Genomic DNA, 17,334 nt, shown 5'->3' on the forward strand with positions numbered 1-17,334 from the left:
GGAGGACCTCGACCAGGCGGGCGGGCAGGCTCCGTGCGCCGTTCTTGACCCGCCACAGCAGGTGGGCGCCGGTGGCGGCCGCCCGTGTCCAGCGGTCCATGGAGAAGAAGCCCCGGTCGGCGAGGTTGATGGTGCCGGGTTGGAGTTCGCCGATCAGGTCGTCGGCGAGGGCTTGTTCGCTGACTCCGGAGGAGGCGATGCGGGCGGCGAGGATCCAGCGGATGCCGCAGGCGACCAGGGCGACCATCCGGGCCTGCGGGAACCGGCCGCCGGTCGGGGTGGTGAACTCGGCCCGTGTCCGGGCCGTGTCGGCGAGGTCGAACACGGTGCCGTCGATCGCGGTGACCAGCAGGCCGAACGCGTACGACTCGGGCCCGAACGTCGGCGTGGACCGGGCGCCGGTGGTGAACACCCGCTCCGTCACCGCTGCCGGGAGTCTGCCCCGGGCCTTCGACACCGCCGCCGCGGTCGGGGTGCCCTCCACCCGGGTGCGGGGGATCCGCGAGGTCACCCGTGCGGTCACCACCGACGTGCTCTCCCGCCGGAACAGACACAGCCCGAGCACGATCATCACCGTGACCGCCCCGGTCAGCACCCGCCGCCGCGCGTCGACGTGCCCCACTACGGCCTGCGCCCGCTCGATGTTTGCGGTATCGGCCAGCAGCGGCCACAACCGGCCGGTCACCTGCTCGTCGAGGGTCCCGACACCAGCCGGCCCCGTGATCACCGCCGTCCGCAGCATCTCCCGTTGGGCGGTGGCCTGTAGCACCGTAGCGGCGGACAGCATGGCAGAATCCGACACCGAAGCTCCTGGTTGGAACATGTTGATCTAGTCAATCCATGTCCTACCAGGAGCTTCTTCACGTCTCACGCCCGACCCGCACCCAGCCCAAAACCAGCAGTATTGCCAACAAAACGACCAAAGTTTAGGTCAGTGCTGTTGGACCAGACGGTCACCCTCGTAGGTGTCCTGCCATCCGCTGAAACGGACCGCGCGGACCACCTCGTCGACCTCGTTGACGACGTTCTCGACGATGATCGGGGGTGTCTTCGCCCTTGAGGGATTCGAAGAGTTCGGCGAGCGCCGCTTTCCCCTGCTCCTCGGGCGGAACCCCGGCGGCGGCCTTTTCCGCAGCCACGGTGTCACGGGCGAGGGCGAAGAGTTCCTTGAGGAATTCAAGACTGGCCTGCTGCGCGTGAGCGTACTTCTCGCGCCGGGCGGCGAGCCGCTTGCCGAGCTCGACGAAGACCGGGGTGCCCTTGTGCTTGGCGATGCGGGCGGTGATCCACCGCTCGACCTCGACCGGGTCGACGTCGTTCCTCTTGCCGGTCATCAGCCGGTGGATGCAGTGTCACCTCGCCGGGTCGGGGTACCAGCTAAGCTTGATGCCAGAGATGCATCGAGATGCACCTGTGGCATCACGTCCTCGGAAGCACCTCGGGTTTGCCCCGGAGTGCAACAACCTCACCGGGCCAGCCTGAGCGTCGCGGCCATCCCGGCAGCCGGCGGTGCGCACCGGGCGACCTCGGCGGACGCGACCCGGGCGGCGTCGACCAGCAACCGGCCCGCCGCACAAGAACGCCTGGTTCAGCGGAGTACGGAGAAGGTGGACAAGCTATCAGCACCAGCAGACGGCGAGGCGGTGTTCCCGGCATCCAGGTGAACACCTTCGAGATCGACGCTGCGTCCGACGGGACCGACGGCTCGATCTGCGGGGAGATCATCCCGGACAGGGTCTGACAGATCAGACGCCAGAGCGCGGCGGACACTCGCGTACCCTGATGCCGCGCCTCTGCTCATCTGTCCACAATGCTGGAGTAACGTCATGTCGTTCACCGAAGCTGTCCGTTCGGCCCTGACCCGGTACGTAGGGTTCAGCGGCCGGGCTCGCCGCGCCGAGTACTGGTGGTTCGTCCTGTTCTCGACCGCCGTCGCCATCGTGGGGTCGATCCTCGACCTCCTGCTGGGGACCGGTCTGGACGGAGGCAACCTCGGCATTCTCTATGTGGTTGCCCTCCTGGCGCTCGCGCTGCCCTCGCTGGCGGTCGCCGTCCGCCGCCTGCACGACACCGAACGATCCGGCTGGTGGGTGCTGATCTCGCCGATCCCGCTAATCGGCCCCCTCGTGATGCTGATCTTCACCGTGCAGGACGGCACCCCCGGCCCGAACCGCTTCGGTCCCAGCCCGAAGTACTAGTCGGCGTACGGCTGCACCCGGTCCGGATCGTCGGGGTGCAGGAGCGTCGGTGCGGCCGGCCAGGTGGGCCGCCGCATCGACGCTCAGTCACTCCTGACTGGTGTCGACGGTCGGAGCACCAACAGGTAGGCGACCGCAGCCGCCGCGCCCCAGCCGGCAAACACCGTCCACGGTAGCCAGTTGCCGGTGTCGTCGCCCAGGTCGAGCAGCCACCCGCCGCCCAGGTTGCCGATCAGTCCACCGAGGGAGAGCACCAGGCCGTTCGCACCGAAGTACGACGCGACCGCGCCCGGTGGGGCCAGCCGCGAAACGGTGCCGTTGACCGTCGGTAGCAGTAGAACCTGCCCGAGCGTGAAGACGACGACGCCGGTGACCACCCCAGCCGGTCCCGGCAGCACACCCAGCAGCAACAGACCGACGGAGAGCATGGCCGTGGCCACGGCGAGCGTCCGGCCGGTCGTCAGATACCGCTCGGCAAGGCGGGTCGACGGAACGGTCGCCACGACCATGACGACCGCCGCGACGGTGTAGACCAGGCCCAGCGACGTCGCTCCCGGCAGGACCTGCCCGACCCGCACCGGAACGGCGAGGTAGAGCTGACTGAACAGCGCCCATGCGAAAGCACTGACCACAACGAACCGTCGAAACCCGCGATCTCGGGCAACGGTCCGCAACCGGTGCAGGGAGGACATCCGTGCCGACGTTTCGGTGGTAGGCGGGTCGGGTCGCAGTCCGATCCAGGTGATCGCACCGGCGAGCAGGAACAGGCTGGACGCGACGATGCACAGCGCCGGGAAGTTGGTGGCCGCGAGGAGGCCACCGAGCGCGGGCCCGAGGACGAAGGACACGTTACTGGCCATCTCCCGCACGGCGTAGGCACGGGTACGCAACGGCGCCGGTGTCAGTTCGGCGTACAGGGCATAGCTGGCCGGGTGAAAAAGGGATCCGCCCAGGCCGGCCAGGACCGAGGCGACCGCGAGTCCGGGTACGGCGTCCACGACACCGAACGCGGCGAAGCCGGCGGCACGCAGCAGCACGCCCACGCAGATCGCCCGACGGTGACCGAACCGGTCGGCCAGCATCCCCGACCAGAGCATCATGCCCTGCTGACTGGCCGACCGTACCCCGGCGAGCAACCCGGTGAGCGCGATGCTGAGCCCCAGGTCGTTCAGGAGGTGGTACGCCAGCAGGGGGACCAGGGCGTAGAAGCCGAGCCCCATGAGGAATGTGTCGGCGACCATGATCCGCAGGCCGGACGACCACCGCATGCGTCGGCGGCCGGCCGGCGCGTCCCCCGAGCAGGACGCCGGCTGCCCTCGTCCTTGGACGACACTCGTACGACGGGTGGTACTCAGCGGAGTGCCCGGGCGTTGAATTCGGCGGCCAATGCCTCAACCTCCGCCAGAGCGGCCATCGATGCGTCCCCCGGCGTGGTCATCGCCAACGCGCCGTACGCCGCACCGAACTCGACACCGATCCGCAGGTCGCCGAGCCGCAGCAGGCCGTAGATGAGGCCAGCGGCGAAGCCGTCGCCGCCGCCGACCCGGTCCAGAAGCTCCAGACCCGGTCGGTACCGGGCTGCGACGGGGCCGAGGTCGGCGGACCAGGCGACGGCCCCCCAGTCGTTGACCGAGGCGGACCGAACGGTGCGCAACGTCGCCGCCACGATCGACAGATTGGGGTAGCTCCGGGCTACCTGCTCCAGCGAAGTCTGGGCATCGCCCAGGTCCGGACGGACCCGTTCGCCGGGAGCCTCCCACCGGCCCTCGCAATGGTCCACGCCGGAGTCCGATCGGCCGGCACCGAGAACGGTACGGAAGTGTTCATCGTTGCCGATCAGCACGTCGACCGTCCGGGCAATGCGCTGGTTGACGAGTCGGGCCCGGTCCGGGCCGCCGATGTCGCGCCACAGACTCGACCGGTAGTTCAGGTCGTACGAGACGACTGTGCCGTGCCGACGGGCGGCTGCGGCGGCGGTGGATGCGGTCTCAGCGGCGGCATCGGACAGGCCCGCGTATACGCCACCGGTGTGCAGCCAGCGGACCCCGAGGGTGCCGAACAGGTGGTCCCAGTCGATCTGGTCGGAGCCGAGTTGACTGACCGCAGTATGGCCGCGGTCCGAGGTGCCAACCGCAGCACGCACGCCCTCGCCACGTTCGGTGAAGTTGAGCCCGTTACGGACGGTACGGCCGACTCCGTCGTAGGGCACCCACCGGATCAACGAGGTGTCCACTCCCCCTTGACGTACCAGGTCCTCGATGAGCCGGCCGATCTCGTTGTCGGCCAGAGCAGTGACCACGGCGGTCCGCAGGCCGAAGGCCCGGCGTAGCCCACGTGCGACGTTGTACTCGCCACCGCCCTCCGAGACGGCGAAGGTGCGTGCGGTCCGTACCCGCCCCGCACCGGGATCGAGACGAAGCATCACCTCACCGAGGGAGAGCAGATCGAAGTGACACTCGGCAGCGGGACGGATCGTCAGGGTCATCGGACCCGCTCCCTGGATCTGCCGCTACGCTCCGCCGCCCTCGCGGCAGCCGCATCGGACCGGTCGCCGGTCGCACCGACCCACGCCGTGACGGTGCCTCGTCGTCGTGTGCTGTCCGCGAGCCGCAGGCCGAGTAGCAGCGGCAGAGTGGCACCGAACAGCAACGGCCCGAAGGCGAGCGGCGCGGTGACGAGCGGCGCCGCGACAGCAGCCGCGAGCAGGGCCAACCCACGTCGGGGAGCGGCGAAGGCGAACAGCAGCGCGGCACGTCCCCAGCGTCCGGCTTCCCCGCCGGGGTCACCGGCGGCGGTGACGGCCAGTGCCAGGTGGTACGGCACCAGTGCCAGGATCAGCCCGATCTGCAGGGCCAGCAGGGCTGCGGCGTGGGCACCTGGACGGGTGGCCAGGAAGACGATGTTGGCCGCCAACAGTGCAGCGGCGACCGTGGACAGGATCGAGTGCCGCCACAACCGCCGCCAGTAGTGCCCGAACATGGTCAGCGCACCGACGAACGGCCGGGCCCGTCCATCCGTACGCCACTGCTGCAGCGCGTGTGCCGTGGCGGCCAGCGCCGCAAGCCAGGTGACGACGCCCAGACTCAACAGGAGCAGGGCGCAGCCCGCCAGCGCCGGGTAGGCGACGAACTCCAGCACCCGCAACGTGGTGGCCGCCCAGCCACCTTGGGCGGCCGCCACCTCGCTTCGACGCCGGGCCGCCCCCCGTCCGGTGGCGGACGGCGCGGCGCTCAGGCCGGCCACGGCAGCACCCCGGTCACCGGTTCGTCGCTGCGCACCAGGTCGCGACCAGCGACATCCACGTGGGTCGCCGCGACCACCCCCACCTGTGCCGGGCGGTCGGCGGAGCCAGGCAGCAGGATCACGGCGGCGGCGGCGGCCCGCACGTCCGCGCCGTCGATCCGACGGTCGGCCGGCGCCAGCAGCACCGTCTCGCCGTCGGTCCCGAACCGCACCCCGGCTCCTTCGGCACAGTCCACCGGCTCGGCGACGGCCGCGCTCGGGGCCAGCGCGGAGGTCGGTTCGACGCTGGTGAGGATCCGGGTACGGACGACCGGCGCCACCTGGACCCGAACGGTGTGCAGCGTGCGGACGATCCGCAGACTCGGCGTACTGCCGGTGGGGTTGGCCTCGATCTCCGTCGTCGTCTGACTGACGGTGGCGGCGTCCGGGACGACCTGGCGGACGTACGCCTGCGCCGGTCCGGACCGGAGCACGATGTCGCCGCCGACGAGCTCGGCCGGCCAGTCCGAATGCAGCAGAAAGGTCCACTCGCGTGGCTGGTCGGCGGCGAGGAGGTCGAGCACGACCAGCCGGCCGGCCGGGGTGAAGACAAGTGTCCGGTCGACGCGCCGGACGCCGAGCGCCGGATCGAACATCGCGGCAGATTCGGCTGTCGCGTGCACCAGCCCGTCCTCGGTGAGCACGTCCCGCAGGCGGGCCTGGCGCTCGTGGGGCAGCCCCTGGTAGACCTGGTAGCGGTCCTCGCCGGCCCAACCCTGCCCGTCGACCAGGACGAGGTTGTGGTGGGCGGCCCGCTTACGGTTGCAGTACCCGTCGTCGACGGCGAGGAACTCGCCGTACGCGCCGAACACGAACGCCCCGGCGTCGGGGTGGTGGTGACCGGCGTTGAGAGTCTGCCAGCCCTTGTCCCGGCGCAACTGCTCAGCGGTGTCCCAGGCGGTGTGTCCCCCGCCGGGGGCCGCCTTGAAGCTGACGAAGGCCGCGCCCGACTGCCAGCTGGTACGGGCGGTCACCTGTCCGAGGTCGGGAAAATGAGCGGAGGTCGGCACCGTGTCGGCGGGATCCACGGCCGGCACCTGCGGGTCGTACCAGAGCAGTTCGTAGCCGGCCTCCGGCATCACGCCCGGTCTGACGCCGGAGGCGTACGCCTCCCGCCAGAAGTGTCGATCGGCGACGCGGTCGGCAAGCCAGCGGGCGCGGCCGTCGCGGTACGCGGCGGCGAGCTTGTAGTAGAGCGCGACGCTGTGCCCGGACCGGCGGTCGTGGCAGTCCCCGTGGTCGATGTTCTCCTCGAAGCCGGGGGCGCACTGGTGCAGCCGCCATTCGAAGGTGCGACTCAGAAAGTCGCCGCGCCGCCACCAGTCGATGCCTTCAGCGTGTTGCAGCAGGTCGAGGTGGATGGCCAGCCATGGTACGCCGTACCGCCAGTAGACGACACCCTCGGAGTCCGATCCGTCGCCCGGCATCAGGTCCAGCACCGTCGCGAGATTCTCCCGTGCCCGGTCGCTCCACCGTGGTTCGTCGAGGACGTATCCGGCGGCGGCCAGGCCGGCGTAGCAGATCCAGTTGTGGTTCTGCCAGTAGCTCGACGACCACCAGGAGCCTTCGGTCTCGACGGCGAAGGCGTACAGGCGCTCACCCTGCAGGGTGAGCTTTGCCCGCAGCGCCGCCGCCTCGTCGTCGGGCAGGTCGTCGCGCAGCCAGGAGTACGCCAGGGACAGCCCGTGCAGCAGCCAACCCGCGTCGAGGTCGTGGTCGGGCATCTTCGCCTTGCCCCAGTGCGGGTAGGACACGGCGGTACCGATCCAGCGGCGGGCTTCGAGCAGGTAGCCGGGCTGGCCGGTGAGGCGGTAGGCGAGGGCCAGGTTCATCGCGGCCGGGCCGAGGTAGGTGATGCTCGCGGTCGGATGCTCGGCGGGCGGGCTCTGTCCGCGGTACCAGGCGCATTGCTCGTACAGCCGCCGCCACTGGGCGGCGTGAGTGGTGGTGAGCGCCGCGCGCAGTTGCCCGAGGCGGTCACCGATGAGCAGGGGTTGCATCAGCTCTCCATCCGGTAGATCGATCGGAACGTCACTGTGGTCGCGTCGGTCGCGGTCCAGTCGACCCAGCGGCGTACGCGCTGCGGGTCGTCCGCCGGTCCGGGTCCGGGACGGCAGACGACGTCGGCGTCGACGGATACGGTGTGCCGGCCGTGCAGGGTTTGCCGGCCGGGCCAGACCGTTTCCAGGGTTCGGTCGGCGACAGCCCGAACCGCCAGGTCGACATCCGGTCTGAGCTGCGCGCTGATTCGGCGGGGTCGGTCGGTCTCCACCCGCAACTCGTCGACCAGCACACCGCCGCGCAGGGTCAGGTGGCGCCGGGCGGTCACCCCGGGATACGCGGTGTCACAACCGATGGCGGCCGAGCTGCTGTCGTACCCGATCAGATGCCCGGTGCACTCCGCCTGCTCGAGCCCGTCGACTGCGAAGGTGGGATGGGCGGCGGTCGAGGCGTAGTGGTGCCGCCAGCCGTGGTGGCCGTACGGCACCTGACCCGGGTCGGGCTGCCAGGGAGTGTCGGCACCGTACAGGTACAGGGCCAGCTTGTCGCGGTGCCCGTGCGGGCCACCGTGCGGGCCGAAGTCGGCGACAGCGTGCAGCCCCGATCCACGCAGCACCACATAGCCCCCGTCGGGAAAGATCGTCACCGGCTGCGGCTCCGTCGGCCCACGGCCCAGCAGGGGCAGCAGTTCCCGGAGTTCGTCCAGCTCGTACCGGGCCGCTGGCCGGTCGTACGGGCCGTCGTGCAGGGCTGGTAGCAGACCTCCGTCGGTGGCCAGGGTCTCGAGCACCGTGGCCATCCCGGCGAGTCGGGCGTGCGTCTGCGGTGGCACCAGAGTCTGCGGCAGTGACTGGAGGGTCAACAGGTACGCCCGCAGGACGAAGCCGTGGTAGTAGGTGGCTGCCTCCCACTCCCACCCGTCCGGGCGAATCGCCGTCGAGACGTGGTCACACAGTCCGTGCCGACCGGTCAGCCAGTCGGGGCGGCCCGAGCAGACCGCGCCAGCGGCAATCAGCCACGCGGTGTAGTTGGACTCGAACTTGCCGGCGTCGACCAGCGCCTGGCGGGCCTGCCCGGCTGCCTCGACAAGGGCTTGGAGCAACTGGTTCACCTCCGTGGGCAGTGGTTCACCGCCCGCCCGCAGCGCTGCAGCGGCCTGGCCGATGGTCACCGCCCAGATCGCCTCGGTCAGCGCCTGATGGAACAGCCGGCCACGCAGCATCCAGTCGGCTGCTCCGTCGTGCGGTGCCGCGCCGAGTGCCGCGTACTGGCGGGCGTACGCGGTCAGCAGGTTGACAGCTGCCCGGCGGTCGTCACCCCGGGGCGACCGGGCGAGCAACCGGATACGTCGGGCACTCGCCTGATGCGCCAGGACGGTCCAACCGCCCCGCACCGACGGATTGTCGACCCGGCAGCCGTGGCGGCACCGCGCGCCGGCGTCCGGGAACGCACCGTCGAGCAGCCGGTCGTGATCGAGTTCCACGCCGTGCGCGGGGCAGACGTATGCATGCCACCAACCGCCCCGCTCGGACGGGAGTACCGGCGCACGCAGGGTCGGCGTCGGCACGGTCACCGGAACCAGGCTCCACCGTCGATGTCGATCGTCGACCCGGTGACGTAGGAGGCCGCCTCGGAGGCGAGCCACACGGCTGCGCCGGCGACGTCCTCGGACCGGCCGCCACGGCCGAGCGGTACCCCGGCGATGATCGCTTCCTGAGTCTGTGCCGGGGTGAACGTCTCGTGGAAGGCAGTGCCGCCGATGAATCCCGGGGCGACCGCGTTCACCGTGGTCCCGGTCGCCGCCAGCTCCTTGGCGAGCCCCTTGGTCAGGCCCCGCACCCCCGCCTTTGCCGCAGCGTAGACCGCTGATCCGGCACCGCCACCGTTGTGTGCAGCCAACGACGACATGGTGATCACCCGCCCCGCCGTACCGGCGGCCCGCAGGTGCGGAATCGCGGCCCGCACCGTTCGGAAGGTGACGCCCAGGTTGAGGTCAACGACCTGGGCGTAGTGCTCGTCGGTCATCTCCGCCACCGGGCTGCGGCCGACCATTCCGCCCGCGTTGCAGACCAGGATCTCCAGGCCACCGAGGAAACCCGTAGCCTCCTCGACGAGTGCGACCACCTCGCTCGTCCGGGTGAGGTCGGCCTGCCGGACGACGGTCTTGCGACCCAGCGCCTCGATCGCCGAGGCCACTTCGGCGGCCGGGCCGGCGGAGTGTCCGTGGTGGACGGCCACGTCCGCCCCGGCCTGGGCGAGCGCCACGGCGATGGCGGCCCCGATACCGTGGCCGGCACCCGTGACCAGGGCTCGACGCCCAGACAGATCGATACTCATTGAGATACCCCTTTACTTGATTCCGGCGGTGGCGAAGCCCTGCACGAAGTACCGCTGGGCGAACAGGAACAGCACGATCATCGGTACGGTGGCCAGCGTCGATCCGGCCATCAGGTAGGACCATTCGGTCCGCTCGGCCTGTTGGAAGGCTGCCAGACCGACCTGGATCACCCGCAGATCGTCGCGGGTGGTGACCAGCAACGGCCAGAGAAAATTGTTCCAACTGCTCTCGAAGGTGACCAGGGCGACCGTCGCGACGGCTGGTTTCACCAAGGGGGTCATCACCCGGGCGAAGATCCCGAACTCCCCCATACCATCAATGCGGGCGGCCTCCTCCAGCTCGCGGGGCAGCGAGAGGTAGAACTGCCGGAACAGGAAGATCGCGAACGGGGTGAGCGCGCCCGGAACGATCAGGACCCACCACGAGTCGAGCCAGCCGTAGCCGCCCCGACCGAGGTAGTCGTTGCCGCCGAAGAACGGCATCCCCTTGGCGATCAGGTACTGCGGGACGATCTTCGTGTAGGTCGGGATCATCATCATCGCGAGGATGGCCATGAACAGTACGGTCCGGCCCCGAAACGAAACCCGGGCCAGCGCGTAACCGGCCATCGTAGCCAGCATCAGGTTGATCACCGTGTGCCCGATGGCGATCAGCAGGCTGTTGCGGAAGTACGTCCCGAACGGGGCGTAGTCCAGTGCTGCCTGGTAATTGCTCCACACCCATTCGGTCGGCAGCAGTTGTGGCGGGTAGGCGGCGATGTCGGCGCGGCTCTTGAGTGACGTCAGGATCATCCAGACGAACGGAACGACCATGATGAGTCCGCCGAGACCAAGCAGCAGGTGCAGCACCCAGCGGGCGTCGAACTTACGCTTCATCGCCGTCCTTCCCGGTCAGTCGGCGCCCGATCACCGTCAGGACGAGCAGGAAGGCAAACAGCACCACGCTTTGCGCACAGGCCGCCGAGATGTCGAACTCGCCGAACGCCGTCCGGTAAATCTCGTATGTCATGACGGTTGTCGAGTTCGCCGGGCCGCCATCGGGAGTCAGGACGTACACCTGATCGAATACCTGAAACGCGTCGATCATGGAGACGATGAAGACGAAGAACGTGGCGGGTTTCAGCAACGGCAGGGTGATCGCGAAGAACTTACGGGGGCCGGAGGCGCCGTCGATATCCGCCGCCTCGTACAGATCGTGCGGAATGTTCTGCAGCGCCGCCAGGTAGATGAGCATCTTCAGGCCGATGCCCTTCCAGATGCTGACGAGGATGACCGCCGGCATCGCCCAGTCGGGGTCCGATAGCCAAGCCGGCCCGTTCACCCCGATCCAGCCCAGCAGCAGATTGAACAACCCCAGGTTGGGCTCGAACATCCACATCCAGACCAGTGCGATCGCGACGGTGGCGGTGATGTGCGGCATGAAAAACGCCGCGCGGTACCAGGCCAGCGCCTTGATCCGCTGGTTGAGCAGCACCGCGATGACCACCGCGATCGCCATCGCCACCGGAACGGTGAAGAAGGTGAAGACGACGGTATGCCAGATCGACAGGTTCCAGATGTCGTCGGCGAAGATCTCGCGGAAGTTCTCCAGACCGGCCCACTCGACGGTGCCGGCGATGATGTCGTAGTCGGTGAAGGCCAGGCCGAACGTGGCCACCACGGGTAGGCCGATCCACCAGACCAGGTGGATGACCGACGGGGCCAGCATCAGGTACGCCGCGCGACGACGTTCGGCACCCAGCCTTCGGCGACGGCGGGGCGGGCGTGGCGCCCGACTCGCGGACGCCACGCTCACGGTCTCGAGGGTGCTGGTCATGTCAGCCCTTGGCGATCGCTGCCTGGGCCTTGGCCACCAGCTCGTCGAGTACCTGCTGCGGGTCCTTCTGGCCCAGCAGGGCGGACTCGATGGCCGCCTTGAAGTCGCCCCGGATCTCCAACCAGGCCGGCACACCCCCTTCGGAGTAGGCGGCGTCGAGGTTCGCCATGGCGAACTGCGCGGCCGGGTTGCTCTGCACGTAATCGGAGTCGGCCAGGCTGTTGAGGGCCGGCACGTTACCCCGCTGCTCGTTCGCGGCGAGCGACGCCTGTTCGTCGGTGAGGAAGCTGACCAGCGCCTTGGCTGCCGCCGGACGCTGCGACTTGGCCGAGACCGTTGCCAGGGTCCCGCCCTGGAACATCGCGGGACGCTCGTTACTGATCATGAAGAAGCCGATTTTGTCTTCCTCGATCAGCTCCGGTGCCTGCTCCTCGATCGCCAGTAGGTGGTTGTTGTGCCCCACCATCATCGCCGCCCGTCCCTGGGCCAACGGCAGGCCGGTGGCACCGGGCTGAGTGAAGCCGAAGTCCTCGCTCTTGTCGGTGAGGATGATGTCGGTCATCAGTTGCAACGCCCCGACCGCCTCCGGGCTGTTGAAGGCCGGCTGCCCGTCGGAGGTCCACAGCTCGCCACCGTTGGCCCACATCAGCGGGAGGAAGGTCTGGCGCAGATCGTTGGAGAGGATGTCCACGCCAGCGCGGGTGAGCTTGCCGCTTGCGTCTCGCACGGTCAGCTGGCGCCCGATCTCCCGCAGCTCGGCGAAGTTGCTCGGCGGGGCGGCGATGCCCGCCTCGGCGAAGATGTCCTTGCGGTACAGACCGAACCGGGTGTCCAACATGATCGGCAGGCCGTACACCTTGCCCTGGTAGATGCCGGGCTCGACGACCCGCTCGTTGTACCGCTCGGCAAGCTCCTGCTGGTTCTCGTCCAGCTCGGCCAAGGCACCCTTGGCTGCGAACGGCGGGATCCAACCGACGCCCATGAGCATCACGTCGTACGGCCGACCACCTGCGATCGACGTGGTGAGCTTCTCGTTCAGCTTGCCGTACGAGGTGTAGTCGACCTCGACGGTGATGTCCGGGTACTCCTCCTTGAACGCGTCGAGCTGCTCCTCCAACACGGTCTTGCCGTCGGCGCCCTCAAAGATCGGCGTCAACAGCCGGATCGTGCCGCTGGTCTGGTCGTCGCCCTCCGTTGTGCCCGCCGGTCCGCCGCACGCGGTGGCGAGCAGCGCGGCGACGAGCACCATCGTCACCGCACGGGTCCGACTCCCCCGGGTTCTGGTCATCCTGGCCTTCTCTCCCGCGGCGCGCTCCGCCGCTCTGGTTAGCTGCGACACCACGATCTAGCTCGTGGCAGGAAGATCTTTGCATCGATTTACTGGTAGATCGTTGCAGCAAGGCTAGGAGCGAGGTGCAGACATGTCAATGGCTAGACACGGCGCCGAAACACCGGCTTTACTGGTAGGCCCACGGGCGGTCACGAGCTGGTAAACCTCTACACTCAGCTGGTTCAGATCGCCAACAAGGGGGAGCACGCGACGTGAGCGGTGTGACGATCTACCAGGTGGCCCGCGAGGCGGGCGTCTCGCCCAGCACCGTGTCGAACTTCCTCAACGGACGTCCCGGCCGCATGCTCCCCCAGACCCGCATCCGGGTGGCCGCCGCAATCGACCGGCTCGGCTACCGGCCGAACCGGGCGGCCCGGCAACTGCGCACCGGCCGGATCCAGGTGATCGGGCTCGTTGTGCCGTCGGTCGCCAATCCGTTCTGGGGCAGCTTCGCCCGCTACCTCGAGCGGGCCGCGTTGAGCGACGGCTACCACGTCCTGCTCTGCAACAGCGAACGGGAACCCGACCGGGAACGGCGCTACCTCGAGGAGCTCTGGGCCGACGGCATCCGGGGCGTCGTCCTCTGCTCCTCGCTGCCCTCGCTGGATCACGTACTGCCACTGGTCGAGACCGGGCTCAGTCTGGTCGCGTTCGACCGCACCGCTCAGGCCGGTGACCCGGGGACTCTGGTCAACATCAGCGTCGACAACGTGGTGGGCGCCCACCTGGCCACCGCCCACCTGCTACAGCTCGGCCACCGACGCATCGCCTTCGTCTCGGGGTCGCTGCGCAGCGTGAACCGCCGGGAACGGTTCCGGGGTTTCACCGACGCACTCGAGCAGGCCGGCCTGGACCCGGTCGAAACATTTGTCTGGTCCGGTGGCGCAGAGCAGGAGCCCTACGGAGATCTCGACGCCGCCGGTCTCGGTCGCACCGCCGCGAACGCGCTGCTGCGGACTTCGGACCGCCCCACCGCCATCGTCGCCATCAACGACATGTGCGCCCTCGGAATCAGCGCCGGCATCCGGGACGCCGGGCTCCGGGTAGGCCAGGACATCTCGGTCGTCGGCTTCGATGACATCGTGCTCGCCGACCTCGCCGCACCACCACTGACGACCGTACGCCAGCCGGTCGCGGAGATGGCGGCAGCCGCGTTCCGGCACCTGCGGGACCGGATCGACAACACCGAACCCGGCCCGAGCCAGTCGCTGCTGCTCCGCCCAGAGCTGGTGGTCCGCACCTCGACGGGCCGGGTACCGGAAGTGAGGAAGTAGGGGTACCACGATGACGACAGGCGGCGTCCCCCGGGTCAAATCGGCAGACCGCACCGTCGAGCTGCTGGAGCTACTCGCCGCCACCGCGGACCGGCGCACCCTCGTGGAACTCGCCCGCGCCCTGGGTATCCCCAAGAGCAGCATGCACGGACTGCTCCACACCCTCGTGCAGCGCGGCTGGGTTGAGACTGACACCGCAGGGTCCCGTTACGGGCTGGGTGTCCAAGCACTGCGGACCGGCGCAGCTTACCTGCGTACCGACCGCGCGGTCCGCAGGCTCACCCCGGTCGTGGACCTGTTGCACCGCCGGCTCAAGACCACCGTGCAACTGGGCCGGCTGGTCGGTGGCCACATGGTCGCTCTGCTGACGCGGGAAGAGGTCGACGTGGCACCGATGCTTCGGACGGGCTGGCCGGCGCCGGCATACACCACGGCGATCGGCCGCGTCGTACTGGCCCGAGTGGCCGACGACGAGTCACTGGCACGGATGCTGTCCGCCTCACCACCCCTGCCTCCCGACGCTTTCGCAGCGCTCCGCGAAGAGCTCCGGCGGGTGGTCGAGCGTGGACATGCTGTCGACCAGGTGCCGGCCGACCCGAACGGCGGCCGCGGCGTGGCGGTCGCCGCTCCGGCCAAGCTCGGCCCGCACGACGCGATCGGCGTCTGCGTCACCGACGGCGAGCTGACCGAGGCGCATGCCAGTGAACTCGCGGACGCAATCCGGGCAGCGACCATCGCCGGCCTGACGGGTCGGATCTAACAACTTCGCAATACTCCGTTGACCATCCAGTCATCTTCGCGCTGCCGACCGGCTCCTCCGGCAGCCCGACCGAAATCAAGCAACCCGCCCTGAACGGCTTCCAAATCTCCCCTATTTCGTCACTACGGACTCGTGCCAGTCGGTCCAGCTCCGCTCCCCCGTCAACGGGGTGACCACCGGCGGCTCCAGCTACGCCCGGTCGGAGCTGCGTGAGATGGCGAACAACGGTGCCGCCCACGCGAGCTGGTCGTCGACCTCCGGCACACACACCCGGGGGCTCACACCCCCGGGCGGCGCGGCGTCCTCGCGTCGCTTCCGCCCCTGGCGCCGAGGTCAGAGCGGGCGGATTCTACAAAAGCGCCCGACATCGGCTCCGATAACCGGCACCGACGGCAGAGTCAATCGGCGGCGCGGCAGACTTGGCGATGCTCGCCCAGCCCTTCGATGTCGACCCGCACCACATCCCCCACGCGCAGATAGGGAAACTGGCCAGACAACGCGACCCCCTCCGGCGTACCGGTGTTGACGACGTCACCTGGCTCAAGCACCAGATACTGGCTCAGATACCAGATCAGGTGGCGCACATCAAAAATCATGTCCTGTGTGGTGGAATACTGACGAGGCTGGTCGTTCACAAAGCTGCGCAGGGTGAGGCGTTGCGGATCATCTAATTCATCGGCAGTGACCAGCCATGGTCCCATCGGGTTGAACGACTCGCAACTCTTGCCCCTGGCCCACTGGCCGCCGGCATCACCCATCTGGTAATCCCGCTCGGACAGATCATTGGACACGGCGTACCCCGCTATGACGTCGCCCGCCTCGGTGGGTGACGCGAGGTAACGTGCCCGCCGGCCGATGACGACCGCCAACTCCACCTCCCAGTCGGTCTTCACCGCACCCCTCGGGATCACAATGTCATCGTAGGGCCCGACCACGGTGTTCGAAGCCTTGAGGAAAACGACCGGCTCGGCCGGCGGAACGGTGCCGGACTCCGCAGCATGTCGGGAGTAGTTCAGCCCGATGCAGGCCACCGTGCCTGGCCTGGCGATCGGCGCACCGACGCGGGCACCCCGGACATCGACCTCTGGGAGATCCCCGGCGGCCATGGCAGCGCGTACCCGGTTGATGCCGTCACCGCCGAGAAAGGCCGAGTCGATGTCAGCGGTGACGCTGGTCAGATCGAAGTGACGGCCCCCGACGAGGAGGACCGGTCGCTCGCTGCCCTTTGGGCCGACCCGCATGAGCTTCATCATCAATTCCCTTCGAAGCAGGACAAGTCTCCGCAGACCGGGACGGCACCATCGGCATCAGCCAGGCCGTGCGCAGTAAATCGATACACTCGCCAGTCTCGTCAACCTCCGCGCGGTCTGTCAATCGACGACGCACACCCTCGAAGCAGCCTGTGGACTGATCAGCCGGGCGGGCAGGGTGGTCGCCACCCGTACGACACCGTGCAGCTGGCCCGTTAATCAGCGCGGATGGACCGGGACACGGTCACCGGTCCGGCGACGGATCACCGCCGGACCGGTGACCGGCACGCGATACGCCGAACCGAGCGGACCGCCCGTACGTGGATTCCTCGTGACAAGGCCGCCACTGCGGGCCCCGCTCGCATGAAAGTGGTGGGCGATACTGGGATCGAACCAGTGACCTCTTCGGTGTGAACGAAGCGCTCTCCCGCTGAGCTAATCGCCCTCAGCGCGGATGACTGTACCCGATCATCCCACCTGAGCGCACATCCGGGTGGCGGTCGGCTCAGGTGGTGGCGAGGTAGCGCAGGAAGCTGGCGATCACGTCGATGCCGAGGCCGACCTTCAGCGAGACGATCACCACGGCCGCGACGAAGGCGAGGCCCACCCCGGCTATGCCGAGCCGCACCGGCCAGCTCTGCCGGGTCACCCACCGGGTCCATCCCTGAACGTGCCGTCGGGCGAAGGCGAGCAGCCGCTTGGCCCAATGGAACTCCACGCCCCAGACCGCGAGTCCGCCGAAGACGATCAGCCAGCCTGGCCCGGGTAGCGGGATCAGCACCAGGCCGAGGACCACGATCAGGGCACCGAGCAGGCCGACGCCGACTTTCAAGGCGATCCGGCCAGTGGGATTGGAGCGGATCAGGGCGAGGGTCACCCGAATCCGTTGGCGCAGCCCGGACAACGTTCGCGGTGCCTCCGGTTCGGGACGATCGGTGACGGCAACCGGAGCGCCGCGCCCACCCTGACGCCCGATTGGGTCGCTGCCCACCTGGTCTCCCCCCGACTCGGCGTGTCCGACAGCCTCATCCGCCGGGTCGTACGGCGCATGACCCGGTGTTGAATTCTCGGCCATCCGCTTGGCGG

General features: G+C 68.8%; 16 protein-coding genes, 1 tRNA gene and 1 pseudogene. 4 read left to right on the plus strand and 14 right to left on the minus strand.

What is annotated here, in order from left to right; translation table 11 throughout:
• Both ACFHWU_RS15530 and ACFHWU_RS15535 read right to left on the minus strand, forming a co-directional pair.
• Positions 1-802 (minus strand): transposase domain-containing protein (locus ACFHWU_RS15530; protein ID WP_416590865.1); only part of this gene is annotated, 802 nt, incomplete at its 3' end.
• A gap of 151 nt (positions 803-953) precedes the next feature.
• Positions 954-1,334: a hypothetical protein gene (locus ACFHWU_RS15535; RefSeq protein WP_416590866.1), complete on the minus strand. Its 381-nt coding sequence runs from the start codon at positions 1,332-1,334 to the stop codon at positions 954-956.
• 492 nt (positions 1,335-1,826) lie between these two features.
• Here ACFHWU_RS15535 and ACFHWU_RS15540 point away from each other — a divergent pair, with 492 nt between their 5' ends.
• Positions 1,827-2,198 (plus strand): DUF805 domain-containing protein, encoded by a 372-nt coding sequence (locus ACFHWU_RS15540; protein ID WP_281554221.1) that lies wholly within the window; start codon positions 1,827-1,829, stop codon positions 2,196-2,198.
• Positions 2,199-2,281: 83 nt separating this feature from the next.
• Here ACFHWU_RS15540 and ACFHWU_RS15545 read toward each other — a convergent pair whose 3' ends face one another.
• The 9 genes from ACFHWU_RS15545 to ACFHWU_RS15585 form a co-directional block, all read right to left on the minus strand.
• Positions 2,282-3,439 (minus strand): MFS transporter, encoded by a 1,158-nt coding sequence (locus ACFHWU_RS15545; RefSeq protein WP_416568803.1) that lies wholly within the window; start codon positions 3,437-3,439, stop codon positions 2,282-2,284.
• Between the two features lie 110 nt (positions 3,440-3,549).
• Complete coding sequence (locus ACFHWU_RS15550) at positions 3,550-4,683, minus strand: sugar kinase (RefSeq protein WP_416568802.1); 1,134 nt, start codon at positions 4,681-4,683, stop codon at positions 3,550-3,552.
• The gene (locus tag ACFHWU_RS15555; protein WP_416590867.1) at positions 4,680-5,441 is read right to left on the minus strand and encodes a hypothetical protein; all 762 of its coding nucleotides are present in this window, start codon (positions 5,439-5,441) and stop codon (positions 4,680-4,682) included. The genes ACFHWU_RS15550 and ACFHWU_RS15555 overlap by 4 nt, the downstream gene beginning before the upstream one ends.
• A complete protein-coding gene (locus ACFHWU_RS15560) occupies positions 5,429-7,480 on the minus strand; it encodes a hypothetical protein (RefSeq protein ID WP_416554101.1) in 2,052 nt (683 codons plus the stop codon). The genes ACFHWU_RS15555 and ACFHWU_RS15560 overlap by 13 nt, the downstream gene beginning before the upstream one ends.
• Positions 7,480-9,054 (minus strand): heparinase II/III domain-containing protein, encoded by a 1,575-nt coding sequence (locus ACFHWU_RS15565; protein ID WP_416590868.1) that lies wholly within the window; start codon positions 9,052-9,054, stop codon positions 7,480-7,482. Before ACFHWU_RS15565 ends, ACFHWU_RS15560 begins: the two co-directional genes overlap by 1 nt.
• A complete protein-coding gene (locus tag ACFHWU_RS15570) occupies positions 9,051-9,818 on the minus strand; it encodes an SDR family NAD(P)-dependent oxidoreductase (RefSeq protein ID WP_416590869.1) in 768 nt (255 codons plus the stop codon). Before ACFHWU_RS15570 ends, ACFHWU_RS15565 begins: the two co-directional genes overlap by 4 nt.
• A 12-nt stretch (positions 9,819-9,830) precedes the next feature.
• The gene (locus ACFHWU_RS15575; protein ID WP_416554095.1) at positions 9,831-10,694 is read right to left on the minus strand and encodes a carbohydrate ABC transporter permease; all 864 of its coding nucleotides are present in this window, start codon (positions 10,692-10,694) and stop codon (positions 9,831-9,833) included.
• Positions 10,684-11,526 carry a carbohydrate ABC transporter permease gene (locus ACFHWU_RS15580; RefSeq protein ID WP_416554093.1) on the minus strand — a complete coding sequence of 281 codons (843 nt, stop codon included), beginning with the start codon at positions 11,524-11,526 and terminating at the stop codon, positions 10,684-10,686. The genes ACFHWU_RS15575 and ACFHWU_RS15580 overlap by 11 nt, the downstream gene beginning before the upstream one ends.
• 109 nt (positions 11,527-11,635) lie before the next feature.
• Positions 11,636-12,922, minus strand: a complete 1,287-nt coding sequence (locus tag ACFHWU_RS15585) for an ABC transporter substrate-binding protein (protein ID WP_416568798.1) — start codon at positions 12,920-12,922, stop codon at positions 11,636-11,638.
• 254 nt (positions 12,923-13,176) lie between these two features.
• On the opposite strand from ACFHWU_RS15585, the gene ACFHWU_RS15590 reads away from it, so the two are divergent.
• From ACFHWU_RS15590 to ACFHWU_RS15600, 3 genes and pseudogenes are all read left to right on the plus strand, one after another.
• Positions 13,177-14,238 carry a LacI family DNA-binding transcriptional regulator gene (locus ACFHWU_RS15590; protein ID WP_416590870.1) on the plus strand — a complete coding sequence of 354 codons (1,062 nt, stop codon included), beginning with the start codon at positions 13,177-13,179 and terminating at the stop codon, positions 14,236-14,238.
• Positions 14,239-14,248: 10 nt separating this feature from the next.
• Positions 14,249-14,998: an IclR family transcriptional regulator gene (locus tag ACFHWU_RS15595; protein WP_416590871.1), complete on the plus strand. Its 750-nt coding sequence runs from the start codon at positions 14,249-14,251 to the stop codon at positions 14,996-14,998.
• Between the two features lie 160 nt (positions 14,999-15,158).
• A pseudogene (locus ACFHWU_RS15600) lies at positions 15,159-15,206 on the plus strand (hypothetical protein); the annotation flags it as partial.
• Positions 15,207-15,396: 190 nt separating this feature from the next.
• Here ACFHWU_RS15600 and ACFHWU_RS15605 read toward each other — a convergent pair.
• The 3 genes from ACFHWU_RS15605 to ACFHWU_RS15615 all read right to left on the minus strand — a co-directional run bounded on the left by ACFHWU_RS15605 (position 15,397) and on the right by ACFHWU_RS15615 (position 17,239).
• Positions 15,397-16,251 carry a fumarylacetoacetate hydrolase family protein gene (locus ACFHWU_RS15605; protein WP_416590872.1) on the minus strand — a complete coding sequence of 285 codons (855 nt, stop codon included), beginning with the start codon at positions 16,249-16,251 and terminating at the stop codon, positions 15,397-15,399.
• 367 nt (positions 16,252-16,618) lie between these two features.
• Positions 16,619-16,693: transfer RNA gene (locus ACFHWU_RS15610), tRNA-Val, on the minus strand.
• Between the two features lie 60 nt (positions 16,694-16,753).
• Positions 16,754-17,239: a TIGR02611 family protein gene (locus tag ACFHWU_RS15615; RefSeq protein ID WP_416568796.1), complete on the minus strand. Its 486-nt coding sequence runs from the start codon at positions 17,237-17,239 to the stop codon at positions 16,754-16,756.
• Positions 17,240-17,334: the final 95 nt, after the last annotated feature.

It is taken from the genome of Micromonospora sp. LOL_015 (assembly GCF_048060275.1).
In the GTDB taxonomy this organism is placed as follows: domain Bacteria; phylum Actinomycetota; class Actinomycetes; order Mycobacteriales; family Micromonosporaceae; genus Micromonospora_E.